The organism is Rathayibacter sp. AY1F9, assembly GCF_002932155.1.
Lineage (GTDB): Bacteria > Actinomycetota > Actinomycetes > Actinomycetales > Microbacteriaceae > Rathayibacter.
In genome coordinates this window covers 42,880-58,270 of the sequence record NZ_PSVA01000025.1, presented here as the reverse complement: position 1 = coordinate 58,270, position 15,391 = coordinate 42,880, and the positions used below count along the sequence as shown (strand labels likewise).

Sequence of the window (15,391 nt, the reverse complement as noted above, 5' to 3'; positions counted from 1 at the left end):
CCTCGCCCGGGCCGGGCGTCGACACGGAGCCGACGGCCGGGACGTTCTCGAACGTGCTGCACGCGGGCGACTCCCTCCTGGGCACCCCGCACCACGAACGGAACCGCCATGCCCCTCTTCCTCTCCGACGCCGCCGTGATCACCATGGACCCGGTCTCGGGCGCCGTCCCGATCACGGCGAGCATCCGCATCGTCGACGAGCTGATCGTCGCGATCGGCCCGGGCCTCGTCCCCGAGCCGGGCGACGAGGTGATCGACGGGCGCGACCGCCTGGTCGTCCCCGGCTTCGTCAACGCCCACACCCACTCGTGGGAGTACCTCTACAAGGGCCGCTACGACAACCTGCCGCTCGAGCTGTGGATGCTGCTGTCGTACCCGATCCTCGGGAACAGCCGCGTCGCTCCGGATCTGGTGCGGCTGCGCTCGTCGCTCTTCGCCCTCGAATCGCTGAAGGCCGGGGTCACGACCCTGGTCGACGACGTGCTCGAGAACCCGGACCAGGACGCGGAGCAGCTCGCCGCGGTCTTCGACGCGTACGACGAGATCGGAGTCCGCGCCAACATCTCGGGCCACGTGATCAGCAGGCCCTTCCACGAGACGATGCCGTTCCTCGAGGAGTACGTGCCGGCGGAGATCCTCGATCAGGCGCGGTCGGCGTCGCGCCCGACGACGGAGGGCTACCTCGCCTTCAGCCGCGAGGCGTTCGCGACCCAGCACGGGAGGGGAGGCGGGCGGCTGCGCTACATGGTCGCCCCGTCCGCTCCTCAGCGCTGCGGGCCCGAGCTGCTCGTGGGGGCGACCGAGCTGGCGCTCGAGCACGGGGCGGAGTGCCACATCCACGTCCTCGAGACGAAGACGCAGCTGGTGACCGGCGAGCTGTCCTACGGCTCGACCCTGGTCGAGTACATGGAGCGGATCGGCGCGCTCTCGCCGAACACGACCTTCGCCCACGGGATCTGGCTCACCGACTCCGACATGGAGCGGATCGCCGCCGCCGGCACGTCCGTCTCGCACAACCCGATCTCGAACCTCAAGCTCGGCTCGGGCATCGCCCCGTGGCGCGCGCTGCACGACGCGGGCGTGAACCTCGGCCTCGGCACCGACGGCTGCTCGAGCAGCGACTCTCCGCGCATGCTCGACGTCGTGAAGGCCGCGGCGCTCCTGCACAAGGTCACGGATCCGGACATCGCCACCTGGCCGACCGTGTCCGAGGTGCTCACGGCCGGCACGATCGGAGGCGCGCGCAGCGCCGTGCTCGACGACGTCACCGGCAGCATCGAGGTCGGCAAGCAGGCCGACCTCGTCGTCTACGACCTCGAGACGCTGAACTTCACCCCGCGCCAGCGGCTCGAGAACCAGCTCGTCTACTCCGAGAACGGCTCGTCGATCGACACCGTGATCGTCGCGGGCCGGGTCGTCGTCTCGAAGGGCGTCTCGACCGCCGTCGACGAGGCGGCCCTCCGCGCGGATCTCGCCGCGCAGCTGGGGGAGATCGTGGCCTGGCAGGACTCGCTGGACCGGACGAACGGCGTGCTCACCGAGCCGTTCCGGCGGATGTACGAGCGGGCGATGCGGCACGACGCCCCCGTCGACCGCTTCAGCGGCCGCCGGCTGGTCTGAGGGCGGGCCGCCTCCCGGTGGACTCCCGGCTCGGCACACGGACGGGCGGGGGCGCGGCTCCAGTAGGTTGCGCACATGAGGTGGCGAGCGGGAGCGGTGGCGGTGCTCGTCCTCGCGCTCGCCGGGTGCACCGCGCCGGCCGACCCCGAGCCGACGACCGGGCCCACGGCCGCCCCCGTCTCCGGGCCGGTGGTCGGCGGCTACGGCGACCTGCACGTCGCGCCCGACGGGTCGATGATGTTCTGCTACTCCGACCCCGACCCCGGATTCACGGGCGTCTGGCGCGAGTGCCAGGACGGGATCCGCGCCGTGAACGTCGACCCGGCCGCGATCGACGCGACCCTCGGGGAGACGGCGACGGCGGATCCGGGCGGGCACCGCTGGGTCGGCGCGGCGGCCGGGAAGCGCACCGCCGAGGACGGCACCGACGTCTACACCGTCTTCCTCGCGGGGACGCGCACGGACGACGCCTTCACCGTGACCGCGGACGGGCTCGGGCTCCGCGGCGACCGGCGCGGCCGACTCCCGGCGCTCGACCCAGGCGGGAGCGTCCCGGCCGAGCAGGAGGTAGGCGAGGCCGGCCGAGACTCCGCCCGCGAGCCACGAGACGTCGACGCCGCCGAGGGCGGTCGCGGCCGGACCCTGCAGGGCGGGCACCGAGCCGTTCATGAACAGCCAGGTCAGGGTCGCGCCGATCGCGAAGGAGAGCAGCGCCCGCCAGCGGACGTCCGGCAGCAGCGGCGAGCCGACGGGGGCGAACAGGTGCCCGAAGGAGCGGACGCGCGGCTCGAACACCGTGTAGTGCACCAGCACGATCGCACCCCAGGGGGCGACCCAGCCGACGAGGCCGACCAGCCACGCGTCGAGCGTGGTGGCGAGGTCGTCCTGGAAGACGAAGAACACCGCGGCCGCGAAGGCCAGCACGCCGACGACGAGGCTGAGCGCGCGGCGCCCGAGCCGGATGTCGAGGGCCTGGGTCGCCATGCCGAACGAGTAGATGTTGAGGACGTTGGTCGCGATCGGGCCGTGCACCACCAGGAGCAGCACGGGGATCGCGAGGGCGCCGAAGTTCTCGACGATCAGCTCCCCTGGGTCCACGGAGCCGTTCTTCGTCGCGAGGGTCGCGCCGAGGACGCCGAGCCAGACCACCGGGATGAACTGGCCGAGGACGCTGGCGAGGTAGAGCCCCCGCTTCGAGGAGCGGGGTCCGACGAAGCGGGAGTAGTCGCCGGCGTAGGCGAGCCAGGTGAGGCCCCAGCCGATGCCGATGGCGGTCATCACGATGGACATGGCCGCGATGCGGTCGCCGCCGGTGAGCGCGCCCTCCGCGGGGCCGGCGTAGGACCAGTCGATGTCGAGGAAGAACCAGGCGACGACCGACATGATCGCCAGCACCAGGAGGGTCGGCGGCACGGTCCAGCGCTCGAAGGCGGCGATCGCGCGGTAGCCGAGGAAGGAGATCGCGACCTGCACCGCCATGATCACCGCGGCCACCGCGATCTTCCAGCCGACGTTCGCCTGCTCCGGGTCGACGACGCCGACGGAGCCGAGGAGCGCGATGACCAGGTCGAGGACGATCCAGGTGTTGATGGCGCACCAGCCGATCACGACCACGGCCTGGATCGCGGCCGGGACGTAGTTGCCGCGCCGGCCGAAGACCGCCCGTCCCACGAGCATCCCGGTCGCCCCTGTCCGCTGGCCGAGGAGGACGAAGAAGCCGAACACCGCCATCCCGACCACGTTGCCGAGCACGAGGACGGTGACGGTGTCCGCCAGGCCGAGGCCCATGTTCACGCCAAGGGCGCCGAGCACCCAGTTGATGGGGGCGATGTTGGCGCCGGCCCAGATCCAGAACTGCCCGTCGAGCCGGGCGGTGCGCCGGGAGTCGGGCAGGGGACTCAGCGCGTCCTCGGCGTCGGCGGTGCCGTGCAGGGTGTCGGTGCTCATGGCGGATCCTCTCGGGGAGGGGGATGAAGGGGAGGGCGGGGCGCCCGGTGAGGCTCCACTCTCGTGCGGACCCGTTTCGGGCGGCGCGTCCGCGTGTAAATTCGCCGTGACGCGAGAGGACGTTCTGTATGGCCTACCTGCTGTCGGACGCGATGCGGGATCCGCGCCTCGCCGCCATGCTCCCGGTGGTGGCCGCCGGGCACGCGGCCGCCGAGCGCGCCGTGATCCGCTGGGCCCACACGAGCGAGCAGCTCGACATCGCGCCCCTCCTCCTCGGAGGCGAGCTGCTCCTGATGGAGGGCGCGCTCCTCTCGACCGACCAGGACCCGGCGGAGTGCCGCGAGTACGTGCGGTCTCTGGTGGATGCGGGAGTCGGCGCCCTCGCTCTCGAGCTCTCGCCGCGCCTGCCCGCGGTGCCGCCGCCGATCGTCGCGGCGGCCGACGAGCTCGGCCTCCCCGTGCTCGCCCTGCCCCGGCGCGTCCCCTTCGTGCAGGTCTGCGAGAGCATCAACACCCACCTCACCGAGCAGAAGTTCCGGAGCATCCGACTGGCGGACAGAGTGTCCGGTCTTCTGGCCGACGCGGCCTCCGGGGACGCCGGCGTCGACGAGCTCCTGCAGGTCGTCGCCTCCGCGACGGGCGCCTCCGCCTCGCTCGTCTCGCTCACGGGCGACGAGATCGCCCGCGCCTCGCCCGGGCCGGGCGTCGACACGGAGCCGACGGCCGGGACGTTCTCGAACGTGCTGCACGCGGGCGACTCCCTCCTGGGCACCCTGCATCTGCGGGCCCACGCCGACGCCGACCTCCACGCCGTCGCCGTCGCGCTCGACCGGGCGCCGGACGTCCTCGCGATCGCCGTGCTCCGGCACCGCCCGCCGTCGGTCACCGAGCGGCTGACCGCCCAGCTCTTCGCGATCGCGCCCGTCGAGCGCGCGGACCCGGCGGCCGACCTCCAGATCGACGCCTTCCTCGGCCGCCTCGGCGCCGGCTCCCGAGAGCGCTACCTCGGCGTCCGGGCCGACACCGGTCACGACGACCGGCGGCTCCGCGCTCTGCTCCGCCTCCTGACGGGCGCAGGAGCGGATCCCGGCCCGGTGCTCTGCGTGGTCGGCTCCGAGCTGCTGGCGCTGCTGCCGTTCGCCACCGCCGCCGCGATGGAGGAGGGCCGCGCGGAGCTGCTGCGCCTCGGCGCCGCCCTCGACTCGGACGCTCTGCTCTGCGTCGGCAGCGGGCTCGGCGGGCAGGAGCGGGTGCCGCGGGAGCTGGCGGAGGTGCGCGGCGCGCTCGAGTGGGCGCCCGCGGGCGGAGTCGTCGACTCGCGCCAGTACCGCCTGGAGCGGTTCGCGAGCTCCCTGCAAAACGATCCGGAGGCGGACGACCTCGTCGAGGAGGTGCTCGGGCCCCTGCGCGCCCAGCGCGGCGAGCTGCTCGCCACCCTCGAGGCCTTCGCGTCGCTGTGGGGGAGCAAGACGGCGACGGCGGCCGCGCTCGGCATCGGCCGGCAGACCCTCTACGACCGGCTCGCGCGGATCGAGGAGCTGATCGGCCCGCTCGACTCGTCGCCGGCCCGCGCCCGGGTCGTCATGACCGCCGTCTTCCTGCACCGGGCGCGCGCGGCGCTCCCGGCGGGCTCGCCTCCGGTCGGGCGGACGTTCCCGCCTCCCGCCGAACGCTGACGCGGCCGGACCGCATCGAACGGCTCAGGCGGGCAGCAGCTCCGCGACGAGCGCCTGCACGCGGGCCCTGATGTCGTCGCGGATCGAGCGGACCTCCTCGAGCGGTCGGCCCTTCGGGTCGGCGAGGTCCCAGTCCTCGTAGCGCTTGCCCGGGAAGACGGGGCAGACGTCGCCGCAGCCCATCGTGATCACGACGTCGGAGGCCTGGACCTGCTCGGTGGTCATCAGCTGCGGGACGGCCTGCGAGATGTCGATGCCCTCCTCCGCCATCGCCTCGATCGCGATCGGGTTGATGCTGTCGCCGGGCTCGGAGCCGCCGGAGCGGACCTCGACGGCGCCGCCGGAGAGGGCGCGGAGGTAGCCGGCGGCCATCTGCGAGCGGCCGGCGTTGTGGATGCAGACGAAGAGGACGGTGGGGGCGGCCATCGGGGCTCCTGGTGTCGAGGGGCGGTGCTCGGAGGAGCACGGGGCGAGGGTAGCGCGCCCGGGCGAACGGCTCGCGGGCCTGCGGAGCCGCAGGAGACTCCGACGGCCGGGTCGGGAATATACCCCCCGGGGGTATGTTGCACTCCCCTGGACCGAACCGGAGGAGACACCATGACCGACCACGCCCACCACCACCCGACCACCTGGCGCGCCGCCGCCCTCGCGACCCTGCACTGCCTGACCGGCTGCGCGATCGGCGAGGTCCTCGGCATGGTGATCGGCTCCGCCCTGGGGCTGCCCGCCCTGGCGACGGTCGCCCTCTCGATCGTCCTCGCCTTCGTGTTCGGCTACGCGCTCACGCTGCGGGGCGTGCTCCGCTCCGGAGTGACGTGGCGCGCCGCCGTCGGCATCGCGCTGGCGGCCGACACCGTCTCGATCGCCGTGATGGAGGTCGTCGACAACACGGTGGTGCTCGCGATCCCCGGAGCGATGGACGCGGGCCTCTCGTCCGGCCTCTTCTGGGGCTCGCTCGCCGGCGCCCTGGCCCTGGCCTTCGTCGTCACGACCCCGGTGAACCGCCTGCTCATCTCCCGCGGCCGCGGCCACGCGGTCGTCCACGGCCTGCACGGCTGAGCCGCGCGGGTCTCGACAGGGCGCCTGCGGCGGCTGCTCGACCAGCAGGAGGCGCGTGCCGATCGAGCCGCCCGGGCCGCGGGCGCCGCGAGATCCCGCCGGGCGTCAGCCCTGCAGACGGCGGTAGTGGCGGTTGCGGACCGAGAGGATCGCGCCTCCGATCACCGCCGCGAGGAACGAGCCGGCCAGGACGCCGACCTTCACATGGTCGTCGGACTCGCTGCCCGCGCCGAACGACAGCTCGCCGACCAGCAGCGACACCGTGAATCCGATGCCGGCCACGAACGCCATGCCGATCACGTCCACCCAGCGCAGCGACGGATCCAGGCCGATGCCGCGGAACCGGGTCAGGAGGAAGGTGCTCCCGGCGATGCCGAGCGGCTTGCCGAGCACGAGGCCCGCGATGATGCCCACGGCGATCGAGTCCTGGAACGAGTCGACCAGGCCCGCGACTCCGCCGACCGTCACTCCGGCCGAGAAGAACGCGAAGACCGGCACCGCGACCGCGGTCGAGAGGACGCTCCAGCGGTCGGCGAAGTGGGCGGCGAGGCCGTCGTAGACCGGGCGCCCCTCCGCGTCCGACCCCACCTGAACTCGGGCGCGCCTCGACGCGACGACCGGCACGGTGAAGCCGAGCAGCACGCCCGCGACCGTGGCGTGGATGCCCGAGGCGTGCACGAGCGCCCACGTCGCCACTCCGAGCGGGATCAGCACCCACCAGGCGCGCACGCCGCGCTGCACGCAGACCGCGAAGACCGCCAGCGGCACCAGCGCGAGCAGGAGCATCAGCACGTCGATGCCGGCGGTGTAGAAGACGGCGATGATCGTGATCGCGATGAGGTCGTCCACCACGGCGAGCGTGAGGAGGAACGTCCGCAGCGCCGGCGGGAGGAAGCGGCCGACCACGGCGATCACCGCGACGGCGAAGGCGATGTCGGTGGCGGCGGGGATCGCCCAGCCGTCCAGCGCGGCTCCTCCGCGGGGCAGGTTCACCGCGGTGAAGATCAGGGCGGGGACGGCCACGCCGCCGACGGCCGCGACGATCGGCACGAGCGCCGTCTTGGGGTCGCGGAGCTTGCCGGCGACGAACTCCTCCTTGAGCTCGAGCCCGACGACGAAGAAGAAGATCGCGAGCAGGCCGTCGGCCGCCCACGACCCGACGCTCAGCTCGAGGTGCAGGGCCTCGGGGCCGAAGCGGAAGTCGCGGACCGCGGTGTAGAGCGCGGACGCGGGGCTGTTCGCGACGATCAGGGCGAGGAGGGTCGCGGTGAGCAGGAACGCTCCGCCGACCGTGTCCTTCTGGAGGGTCTGGCGGAGTCCCCGCCAGATCGAGTGGGGGGCCTGATCGGCGGGCAGGGGCTGGTGCGGCATGAGGGGTTCCGTCCGGAGGGGTGGGTGAGCGCGGGAACGCGGCCGCGGGCTCCGGAGGAGGGGCGGTCGCGGGTCAGCCGCGCGGCGGCGGGCAGCCGGCGATCTCGCCGTGCGCGTTCGTCCCCCACGAGCTGAGCCATCCGTTCGTGCCCGAGGCGCGCTTGGTCAGCAGCTGCCGGGTCGGGTACGCCGCGGCGGCGCGCGCGCGGGCGCGGCTCAGCGGAGGGAGGGTCAGGGGCACCGCACCAGGGTACCGGTGGCACCCGCGAGGGGGCCGGGTGTGCACGAGCGCTCGGAGGAGGAGCCGTCTCTCCCGCTGCCGAGCCTCCCCGCCCCGTCCGCTCAGGGGACCTCGTGCCCCGGGCCCGACTGCCCGCCGAGCAGCGGGCGCAGCGCGGTCGCGACGGCGTCGGCGCGCTCCTCGCCGCCGAACCACGCGTTGCCGGCCCGCACGAGCGGGTAGGCGGCCGCGAGGAGGTCGCGCCCCGCCGGGGTCAGGGCGATCCGGGAGTGACGGCCGCGGCCGCGCTCGGCGCCCCGGTCGAGCAGGCCCCGCTCCGCCAGCCCGGCGACCAGGGCGGTCATGCTCTGCGGGCGGACGCCGACGGCGCGGGCGAGGTCGGCCTGCGTCAGCCCGTCGGCCGCCGAGAGCTGTGCCAGCACGCCGAACTCGACCGGGCTGAGCCCGACCGGCGCGAGCGCGTCGCCGACCCGCCTCGCCAGGTCGCGGGCGGCGCGGATGACCGTCCAGGCGGCGATCGCGTCGACGTCGTCGCGGGTCAGGGAGAACTCCGAGGACATGGACCGAGCGTAGCGGCGTAGTCTTCGAGTATCAGTTAGTTGATACGTAGGAGGAATCATGAGCGATGTGATCGCGATCACCGGAGTCACCGGCGACGTCGGCGGCAAGACCTTCGAGCGGCTCGTGGCGGCCGGCGCGCCCGTCCGCGCGATCGTCCGCCGGCCCGAGCAGGCGGCGGCCCTCGCGGCCCGCGGCCTCGACGCACGGATCGCCGACCTCGGCGACGGGGCCGCGCTGACCGCCGCCCTCCGGGGCGCCGACCAGCTCTTCCTGGTCACCGCCGCCACCCCGCGCCAGGCCGAGCACGGCGCCACCGCCGTCCGCGCCGCCCAGGAGGCGGGCGTCCGCGCGCTCGTGCAGCTCTCCGGCGGCGACGCGGCCGAGCACTCGCCGCTCACCTGGGGCCGCGCGATCTGGCGGACCGACGAGCGGGTGCGCGCCTCCGGGCTGCCCGCGACGATCCTCCACGCCTCGGGCTTCCTGACGAACCTCGAGCCCTCGGCGCCCGCGATCTCGCGCGGTCTGCTCCCGCAGACGATGGGGCGCGGCGTCATCCCGTGGATCGACACCGCCGACATCGCCCGGGTCGCCGCGCACGTCCTCGAGGCGGGAGGGCACACCGGCGCCGAGCCCGTCCTCACCGGACCGGCCCTGCTCGACGGACCCGGCGCCGCCCGCGAGCTGACCGCGGGCCTGGGGCGGCGCGTCCGCTACCTGCACCTGCCCAGCCGCGTGTTCGCCGGGGTCCTGCGCCTCGCCGGCATGTCCGTGTGGCAGGCGGAGGGGCTCCGTCGGCAGTTCGGAGTCGTCGCCCGCCGCGGCCTGGACGGCGTCGACGTGCTCACCGACGAGGTCGAGCGGATCACGGGGACGCCGGCCCGCTCGACGGCCGACTGGGCGCGGTCCCGCCGCTCCGTGCTCCTCGGACGGGAGCAGCCGCGACCCCTGCACGCTCCACCCGGCACCGGTACCCCTACCCGTGGATCCGCCGCAGGCGCATCGTAGGGCTATGAAGCAGATCCAGTACGCCGGCGCGACCTTCCAGGTGGGGGACGCGGTCGCCGACGCACTCGTCTCCTACGCCTCCGGGCTCGCCGCCCACGGCCGCACCGACAGTGTCGAGCTCCCCGTGCTCGGCGGCGACGGCCACGCGACGGTCGTGACGCTGCTGCTCAACTCCGCGACGAGCCTCTTCGTCTCCGGCGCCGCAGGCCTCCTGCCCGGGCTCGACGAGAAGGCGGTCGCCGCCGACCTCCGCCAGCGGACGCAGTGGCTGGACGCGGTCCCGGCGGTCACCGCCGTGGAGCCGAGCGCTCCGGAGGACCTGATCTGGCTCGAGTTCCCGGAGGTCGCGGCCCTGATGGACCCCGAGACCGGCGCCCACTCCCCCGCGACGCTCCACCTCGTCGAGCACTCGCCGCGGCGCGACTCCCTCGTCTTCACCGTCGTCTACGTCAGCACGCTCGACCGCGACCTGGGCTCGGGGGAGATCCGCCGGCTGCTCGAGACGAGCCGCCGCAACAACGTCGAGCACGGCGTCTCGGGGATGCTCGTCTTCCGCGGCCGCCGCGTGATGCAGCTGCTCGAGGGCGAGGAGTCGGACGTGCGCTCGCTCTACGCGCGGATCCTCGCCGACCCGCGGCACGAGGGAGTGGTCACCGTCTGGACCAGCGTGCACGAGCAGCGCCGCTTCCCGGACTGGTCGATGGGCTTCGACGAGCTCGACCTGCCCGTCGAGCGGCCTGCCTCCTGGCCCGAGCCGGACCTTCCCGAGCAGTCGATCGACGCCGTGGCGGACGACTACCTCCGCCGCCGGTCGGAGGCGCTGCGGAGCGCGCTGGTGAGCAGCGACCCCCTCGTCGCGAGCCTCGCCGTCATCCTGCACGGGCACCGCCCGGAGCGCGTCCTCGAGGGCGGCGCCGGAGTGCGGCTGCGCTGCGCCGAGTGCCGCGCCTTCGACGCCCACGACGGGTACGACTCCTACCCCTGCGCGACCGCGAGGACCGCGATCGAGGCGCTCGAGGCGGCCTGACGCGAGCCGGGCGGCCGTGCGGGATCACCGTCCCGAAGCGCTCCGAGCGCACCCCCTTCCGCGGGTCTGCGCAAGCCCGTCCGCTCGCCCCGGCGCGCCCCTAGGGTGAGGCCATGACCGATCCCGGCGCGGCCCGCCACGACGTCCTCATCATCGGCGGCGGCAACGCCGGACTCTCGACCGCGGGGCGGCTGCGGCGCTACGGAGTGGAGGACGTCGCGGTGATCGAGCCCCGGTCGACCCACGTCTACCAGCCGATGCTCTCCCACGTCGCGGGCGGCACAGCACCCCCCTCCGCGGCGACCCGGCCCCAGGGCTCGGTGACGCCGAAGGGGGTCGTCTGGATCCAGGACCGCGTCGAGACGATCGACCCGGTCGCGCACACGGTCACCCTCCTCTCCGGCCGCACCGTCGGCTACGGGCAGCTCGTCGTCTGCCCCGGGATCCAGAAGGACTGGGCCGCGGTCCCCGGGCTCCAGGAGGCGATGGACTCGCCGTTCGGAGTGTCCAACTACGAGTACGAGTACGCCCGCAAGGCGTCGCAGGTGCTCCGCGAGGTCCGCTCCGGCACCGTCGTCTTCACGCAGCCCGGCGGCCCCGGCACCTGCTCCGGCGCCTCGCAGAAGCCGATGTACCTCGCCTGCGACTACTGGCGCGCGACCGGCGTCCTCGACCGCATCCGCGTCGTGCTCGTCGTGCCGACCCCCACCCTGTTCGGGATGCTGCTGATCGACTCCGAGCTCGAGCGGAAGGTGGCGGAGTACGGGATCGAGGTCCGCTACGGCCGCGAGCTGGTCGAGGTCGACGCGGCCGAGCGGCGGGTCGTCCTCGCCGTCGACGAGCGCGCGACCGCCCTCCCCGGCCCCGACCGCGCGCGGCGCTCGACCGACGGCCCGCGCGAGACGCTGTCGTACGACGTGCTGCACGCCGTGCCCCCGCAGTCGGCCCCCGACTGGCTGGCCGGCACCGGACTGGCCGCCGAGGGCGACGAGGGCGGCTTCGTCGAGGTCGACCCGCTGACCCTGCGGCACCCGCGGTTCCCCGACGTCTGGGCGCTCGGCGACGCGGCGGCCACGGTCAACTCGAAGTCCGGAGGAGCACTGCGCCAGCAGACCACCACACTCGCGAAGAACCTCGTCGCCGCGCAGAAGGGGCGCCCGCTCCCCCGCGTGTACAACGGCTACTCCGTCTGCCCCTTCGTGGTCTCGCGGTCGAGCGTGGTGTTCGCCGAGTTCGACGACCGCTACCGCCCGAAGCCGACCGTCCCCTTCTGGACGGGCCTGGCGAAGGAGCGGCGCCTCACCTACCTCGCCGACCGCCGCGTCCTGCCGTGGGTGTACTGGAATCTGATCCTGCAGGGACGGGCCTGAGCGTCCTCTTCCGGACATGTCCGGAAGAGGCGCTTGCCGCTGCCGGAGGCGCTCCCGAGACTGAGGGGTCGGCACCACCGTCCGACGTGCCCCCTCGTCTCCTGGAGGACCCGATGCGGCCCAGCCCGACTCCCGACCGCTCCGGCACCGCGCGATGACGACCGCGCAGGACTGGGGGCCCTCGACCGACGCGGACTCCGCCGGCGGTCCGCCCGCCTCGCGGAGGCAGCGCGTGCGCGCCTGGATGCGCGGCGGCTCCTTCGGGCCGACCGGCCTCACCCGGCGCGGCTGCCTCCTGGTGCTGGCGTCGGTGCTCGTGGTGGCGGTGCCGGTCGTCGCGCTGACGCTCGCGCACGTCGACCCGCACGCGTCGCTGAAGGTCTGGATCCTGGCGATCACGCTGATCGCGCTGGTCGGAGCGCTGCTCCGGGTCGTCGCCGACGCCGGTCCGGACCCGCAGGCCGACCTCGACCGCGCGGGCAAGGCGGTCGGAGCAGTGGCCGCGGCCTACACGGCGCTGGCCGTGATCATCGACTGGGGGATGCTGCACCTCTGAGGCGCGGTCAGCGGGCCTCGTCGCGCGGGTCGTCCGTGCCGTCGGGAGCGCTGCCGATCACGTCCGGTGTGCCGCCGGTGCCGCCCTGCGCGCTCCCGGTCCCGCCCTGCGCCGCTCGCTCGTCCTCGCGCCGGCTGAGCCAGCCCGGGCCCTCGCGCCGCAGCCGCTCCGCCTCCGGACTCGGGACGGGCGGCGCCGCCGGCCGCCGCAGGAGCCGCACCTGCCGGACCGCGCCGAGCACCACTCCGGCGCCGAACAGCGGCAGGCCGAGCAGGAGCACCAGCCACAGCGGCGCGTGCCGGCGTCCGCCGCCGACGACCGCGCCGAGATCCCAGCCCGCGTCCGCCGCCAGCCAGAGCATCCCCGCCACGAAGACGGCGCTCACCAGCGAGAGCGCCCAGGGCTGCGCGAGGAGGAGCGCCTGCGCGCGCTCCGTGCGGAAACCCTTCGCCATGCGCCGATCCTAGGCGGGCGTCAGCCGGCGAGGATCCGGTCGACCAGCCCCTGCGCGTCGCCCTCCGCGGGAACTATCTGCACGGTGTCGCCCTCGATCGGCTGCATGACGGAGAGCGCAGACTCGACCCGGTCGCCCACGCGGAGGAGGAGCCGGGCGTCGGCCCCCTCGTCGATGGCCGCCTGGGAGCCGCGGCGCAGGAGGGCGGCGCCCGCCTCGTCGAACCGGACGTCGACGGCCCCCGTGCTCGGATCGGCCTCGAGCGCGGCGACGCCCGCGCGGGTGAAGTCCTCGGGATCGACGAGGACGTCCTGCCCGCCGACCGGGACGCACTGCGGATCGGAGCCGGGCTCGCAGAGCGCCGAGACGGCGACCCCGAGGCCGCCGACGGGCTCCGGAGTGGCGGACGGGGACGCCGCGGGCGACGACCCGGCGGAGCAGCCGGTCAGGGCGAGCAGGAGGAGCGCGGCGGCTCCGGGGGCGGTGCGGCGGATCACGGGATCTCCTCGGGTCGCGTCGGAGCGCGCCACGATACCGAGGCTCCGGCGCTGCGGCCACTCGGCGGCACGGCTCGGGCGGAGCGGCTGCGGGCGGAGCGGCCGGTCCGCGGCACGGCCTGGGCGGGCGGCGGCGGCCCGCCCTCAGAGCCGGACGACCAGCTTCACCGCCGACACACCCTCGTGCAGCCGGTCGAGGGCGGGCTGCAGCGCGGCGAGCCCCTCACCCACCACCTCGGGCGCCGGGGCGCAGACGTGACGGCCCTCGGCGAGCGCCGCCCGCAGGTGGTCGCGCCACAGCATCGGCCCCACCTCGTTCGTCATCAGCGAGCCGCCCCAGACGAAGCGGGCGCGGATGCCGCGGCGCCGGGCCGCGATCTGCAGCGCCGCGGTGCCGCCGACCACGCGCAGCATCGTCCGCACGAAGGCGGCGCTGACACCGCGCCGACGCGGGAGCGAGCCGAACGAGACGGAGGGGCTGGCCAGGGCGACGCGTCGCGCTCCGGTGGCCGCGGCCACCGCCACCGACGGGGCACCGGAACCCGTCCCGATCGCGAGCACCCCCGCGACCTCGTGGCCCGCGAGCGCCGCCACCAGGTCGGCGACGACGGTGGGGCTGCGGTAGTCGAGGACGATCTCGGCGCCCAGCTCGCGCATCCGATCGTGGTTGCGGGGCGACGCGGTCGTCGCCACGCGGTGCCCGGAGGCGACGGCGAGCTGGATCGCGTTGCTCCCCACGCTCGTCGTCCCGCCCCAGACCACGACCGTCCTGCCCGTCGGCCGGACCGGGACGCTCGGGTGCAGCAGGGCGAGGTGGTCCCGCTGGAACAGCGCCGTCGCCGCCGTCGAGACCGCGAGCGGCAGCACCGCCGCCTCCTCGAAGCCCAGCCGGTCGGGGATCGGCGCCGCCAGGTCCTCGCGCACGACCGTGTACTCCTGGAAGGCGCCCTCGTCGCGGTTCCGCCGCCCGCGCTCCATCCCGACCGCGTACGCGACGACCCGGTCGCCGACGGCGAAGCGCGTCACTCCAGGGCCGACCGCCTCGACCACTCCGGCCACGTCCTCCCCGAGCACCGCCGGGTACGGCACCCACCGGAACATCAGATCGCCCGTCCACTGCTTCATCTCGTCGACCGGATTCACGGCCAGGGCGCGGTTGCGCAGCAGGACCTCCCCCGGACCTGGGACGGGCATAGGAGCGGGGCGGACGACGAGGTCGGCCCGCGGGGCGGTCAGCAGGGCGGCGGCGTTCTCGGGCACGGCCGGCTCCAGTCAGAAGTGATGGCAGGACGTGTCGTCACACTACTCCTGATGACACGTCGTGTCGTCAGCTATCCTGGGCGGATGTCACGCTGGGCCCCCGATGCCGCCCTCCGCCTCGAGCAGGCGGCGATGGAGCTCTTCGCCGAGCACGGCTACGCGGGCACCACCGTCCCCGCGATCGCGGAACGCGCCGGGCTCACCACCCGCACTTTCTTCCGCCACTTCGCCGACAAGCGCGACGTCCTCTTCCTCCGCGAGCGCGAGTTCCCCGAGCTCGTCGGCCGCCTGCTCGCCGGCGCCCCCGCCGGCCTCGCGCCGATGGACCTCGTGATGCACGGCCTCGAGGCGGCCGCCTCGGGCGACCTCCAGACCTGGCGCGCTCCGATCGCCGCCCGCCGTGCCGTCGTGCGCTCCGAGCCGCAGCTGCGCGAGCGCGAGCTCCTGAAGTCGGCCGCCCTCGCCGAGAGCATGCGCGCCGCCCTCGTCGACGCCGGAGTCACGCCGGAGGACGCGGCCCTCGCCGCCCTCGCGGCCTCCGCCCTCTTCGACCTCGCCCTGGAGCGCTGGCTCGCCGCACCCGAGGGGTCCCTCCTGGTCGACGTCCTCCGCGCCGAGCGCGCACGCCTCGGCGCGCTGCTCGCGCGCTGACCCGCACGACGCTGTCGAGGCGTCGCGAACGGTCGTCCTCCGCGGCGGGAGGCGGCCGTTCGCGACGCCTCGGACCGGCGAGCGGGAGACGACCCG

At 74.6% G+C, this 15,391-nt stretch carries 15 protein-coding genes and 1 pseudogene; 8 read left to right on the top strand and 8 right to left on the bottom strand.

The annotated features are described in order from the left end of the window. Positions 1-108: 108 nt before the first annotated feature. Positions 109-1,620, top strand: coding sequence for an amidohydrolase family protein (locus tag C5C37_RS14330; RefSeq protein WP_104324888.1), 1,512 nt, complete (start codon positions 109-111; stop codon positions 1,618-1,620). 651 nt (positions 1,621-2,271) lie between these two features. Here the strand turns inward: C5C37_RS14330 and C5C37_RS14320 are convergent. Then, positions 2,272-3,567: pseudogene (locus tag C5C37_RS14320) on the bottom strand (purine-cytosine permease family protein); the annotation flags it as partial. A 128-nt stretch (positions 3,568-3,695) separates the two neighbouring features. Here C5C37_RS14320 and C5C37_RS14315 point away from each other — a divergent pair. Beyond that, positions 3,696-5,243, top strand: a complete 1,548-nt coding sequence (locus C5C37_RS14315) for a PucR family transcriptional regulator (RefSeq protein ID WP_104339144.1) — start codon at positions 3,696-3,698, stop codon at positions 5,241-5,243. Positions 5,244-5,267: 24 nt separating this feature from the next. Here C5C37_RS14315 and C5C37_RS14310 read toward each other — a convergent pair whose 3' ends face one another. Further along, the gene (locus C5C37_RS14310) at positions 5,268-5,669 is read right to left on the bottom strand and encodes an arsenate reductase ArsC (protein WP_104222419.1); all 402 of its coding nucleotides are present in this window, start codon (positions 5,667-5,669) and stop codon (positions 5,268-5,270) included. 171 nt (positions 5,670-5,840) lie between these two features. Between C5C37_RS14310 and C5C37_RS14305 the strand changes: the two genes are divergently transcribed. Next, on the top strand, positions 5,841-6,302 hold the full coding sequence (locus C5C37_RS14305) for a DUF4396 domain-containing protein (RefSeq protein ID WP_104234357.1): 462 nt from the start codon (positions 5,841-5,843) through the stop codon (positions 6,300-6,302). Positions 6,303-6,407: 105 nt separating this feature from the next. Here the strand turns inward: C5C37_RS14305 and nhaA are convergent, their stop codons facing one another. From nhaA to C5C37_RS14295, 3 genes are all read right to left on the bottom strand, one after another. Next, positions 6,408-7,673 (bottom strand): Na+/H+ antiporter NhaA, encoded by a 1,266-nt coding sequence (gene nhaA / locus C5C37_RS14300; protein WP_104269294.1) that lies wholly within the window; start codon positions 7,671-7,673, stop codon positions 6,408-6,410. Positions 7,674-7,746: 73 nt separating this feature from the next. Further along, the gene (locus tag C5C37_RS17625) at positions 7,747-7,914 is read right to left on the bottom strand and encodes a hypothetical protein (RefSeq protein ID WP_181027217.1); all 168 of its coding nucleotides are present in this window, start codon (positions 7,912-7,914) and stop codon (positions 7,747-7,749) included. Positions 7,915-8,015: 101 nt separating this feature from the next. After that, entirely contained in the window at positions 8,016-8,474 is a 459-nt protein-coding gene (locus tag C5C37_RS14295) for a MarR family winged helix-turn-helix transcriptional regulator (RefSeq protein WP_181027218.1), read from the bottom strand. A 58-nt stretch (positions 8,475-8,532) separates the two neighbouring features. Here C5C37_RS14295 and C5C37_RS14290 point away from each other — a divergent pair, with 58 nt between their 5' ends. The 4 genes from C5C37_RS14290 to C5C37_RS14275 all read left to right on the top strand — a co-directional run bounded on the left by C5C37_RS14290 (position 8,533) and on the right by C5C37_RS14275 (position 12,433). Further along, on the top strand, positions 8,533-9,480 hold the full coding sequence (locus C5C37_RS14290) for an NAD(P)H-binding protein (protein ID WP_104339142.1): 948 nt from the start codon (positions 8,533-8,535) through the stop codon (positions 9,478-9,480). A gap of 4 nt (positions 9,481-9,484) precedes the next feature. After that, positions 9,485-10,507 carry a BLUF domain-containing protein gene (locus tag C5C37_RS14285; RefSeq protein WP_104261083.1) on the top strand — a complete coding sequence of 341 codons (1,023 nt, stop codon included), beginning with the start codon at positions 9,485-9,487 and terminating at the stop codon, positions 10,505-10,507. 113 nt (positions 10,508-10,620) lie between these two features. Next, positions 10,621-11,877, top strand: coding sequence for an NAD(P)/FAD-dependent oxidoreductase (locus C5C37_RS14280; protein WP_104339141.1), 1,257 nt, complete (start codon positions 10,621-10,623; stop codon positions 11,875-11,877). Between the two features lie 154 nt (positions 11,878-12,031). Then, positions 12,032-12,433, top strand: coding sequence for a hypothetical protein (locus C5C37_RS14275; protein ID WP_104226999.1), 402 nt, complete (start codon positions 12,032-12,034; stop codon positions 12,431-12,433). 7 nt (positions 12,434-12,440) lie between these two features. On the opposite strand, the gene C5C37_RS14270 is transcribed toward C5C37_RS14275, so the two are convergent. The 3 genes from C5C37_RS14270 to C5C37_RS14260 form a co-directional block, all read right to left on the bottom strand. Beyond that, entirely contained in the window at positions 12,441-12,887 is a 447-nt protein-coding gene (locus tag C5C37_RS14270) for a hypothetical protein (protein ID WP_104255608.1), read from the bottom strand. 20 nt (positions 12,888-12,907) lie between these two features. Next, entirely contained in the window at positions 12,908-13,384 is a 477-nt protein-coding gene (locus C5C37_RS14265; RefSeq protein ID WP_104339140.1) for a hypothetical protein, read from the bottom strand. Positions 13,385-13,528: 144 nt separating this feature from the next. Continuing rightward, the gene (locus C5C37_RS14260) at positions 13,529-14,644 is read right to left on the bottom strand and encodes a zinc-binding alcohol dehydrogenase family protein (RefSeq protein WP_104339139.1); all 1,116 of its coding nucleotides are present in this window, start codon (positions 14,642-14,644) and stop codon (positions 13,529-13,531) included. Positions 14,645-14,728: 84 nt separating this feature from the next. On the opposite strand from C5C37_RS14260, the gene C5C37_RS14255 reads away from it, so the two are divergent. Next, a complete protein-coding gene (locus C5C37_RS14255) occupies positions 14,729-15,295 on the top strand; it encodes a TetR/AcrR family transcriptional regulator (protein ID WP_181127431.1) in 567 nt (188 codons plus the stop codon). The last annotated feature ends 96 nt before the right edge of the window (positions 15,296-15,391 follow it).

Excerpts from the sequence above, each read along its gene's own strand:
- C5C37_RS14330 (WP_104324888.1), top strand. The coding sequence starts at position 109 with ATGCCCCTCTTCCTCTCCGACGCCGCCGTGATCACCATGGACCCGGTC.
- C5C37_RS14315 (WP_104339144.1), top strand. The coding sequence starts at position 3,696 with ATGGCCTACCTGCTGTCGGACGCGATGCGGGATCCGCGCCTCGCCGCC.
- C5C37_RS14310 (WP_104222419.1), bottom strand. The coding sequence starts at position 5,669 with ATGGCCGCCCCCACCGTCCTCTTCGTCTGCATCCACAACGCCGGCCGC.
- C5C37_RS14305 (WP_104234357.1), top strand. The coding sequence starts at position 5,841 with ATGACCGACCACGCCCACCACCACCCGACCACCTGGCGCGCCGCCGCC.
- nhaA (WP_104269294.1), bottom strand. The coding sequence starts at position 7,673 with ATGCCGCACCAGCCCCTGCCCGCCGATCAGGCCCCCCACTCGATCTGG.
- C5C37_RS14295 (WP_181027218.1), bottom strand. The coding sequence starts at position 8,474 with ATGTCCTCGGAGTTCTCCCTGACCCGCGACGACGTCGACGCGATCGCC.
- C5C37_RS14290 (WP_104339142.1), top strand. The coding sequence starts at position 8,533 with ATGAGCGATGTGATCGCGATCACCGGAGTCACCGGCGACGTCGGCGGC.
- C5C37_RS14285 (WP_104261083.1), top strand. The coding sequence starts at position 9,485 with ATGAAGCAGATCCAGTACGCCGGCGCGACCTTCCAGGTGGGGGACGCG.
- C5C37_RS14280 (WP_104339141.1), top strand. The coding sequence starts at position 10,621 with ATGACCGATCCCGGCGCGGCCCGCCACGACGTCCTCATCATCGGCGGC.
- C5C37_RS14275 (WP_104226999.1), top strand. The coding sequence starts at position 12,032 with ATGACGACCGCGCAGGACTGGGGGCCCTCGACCGACGCGGACTCCGCC.
- C5C37_RS14270 (WP_104255608.1), bottom strand. The coding sequence starts at position 12,887 with ATGGCGAAGGGTTTCCGCACGGAGCGCGCGCAGGCGCTCCTCCTCGCG.
- C5C37_RS14255 (WP_181127431.1), top strand. The coding sequence starts at position 14,729 with ATGTCACGCTGGGCCCCCGATGCCGCCCTCCGCCTCGAGCAGGCGGCG.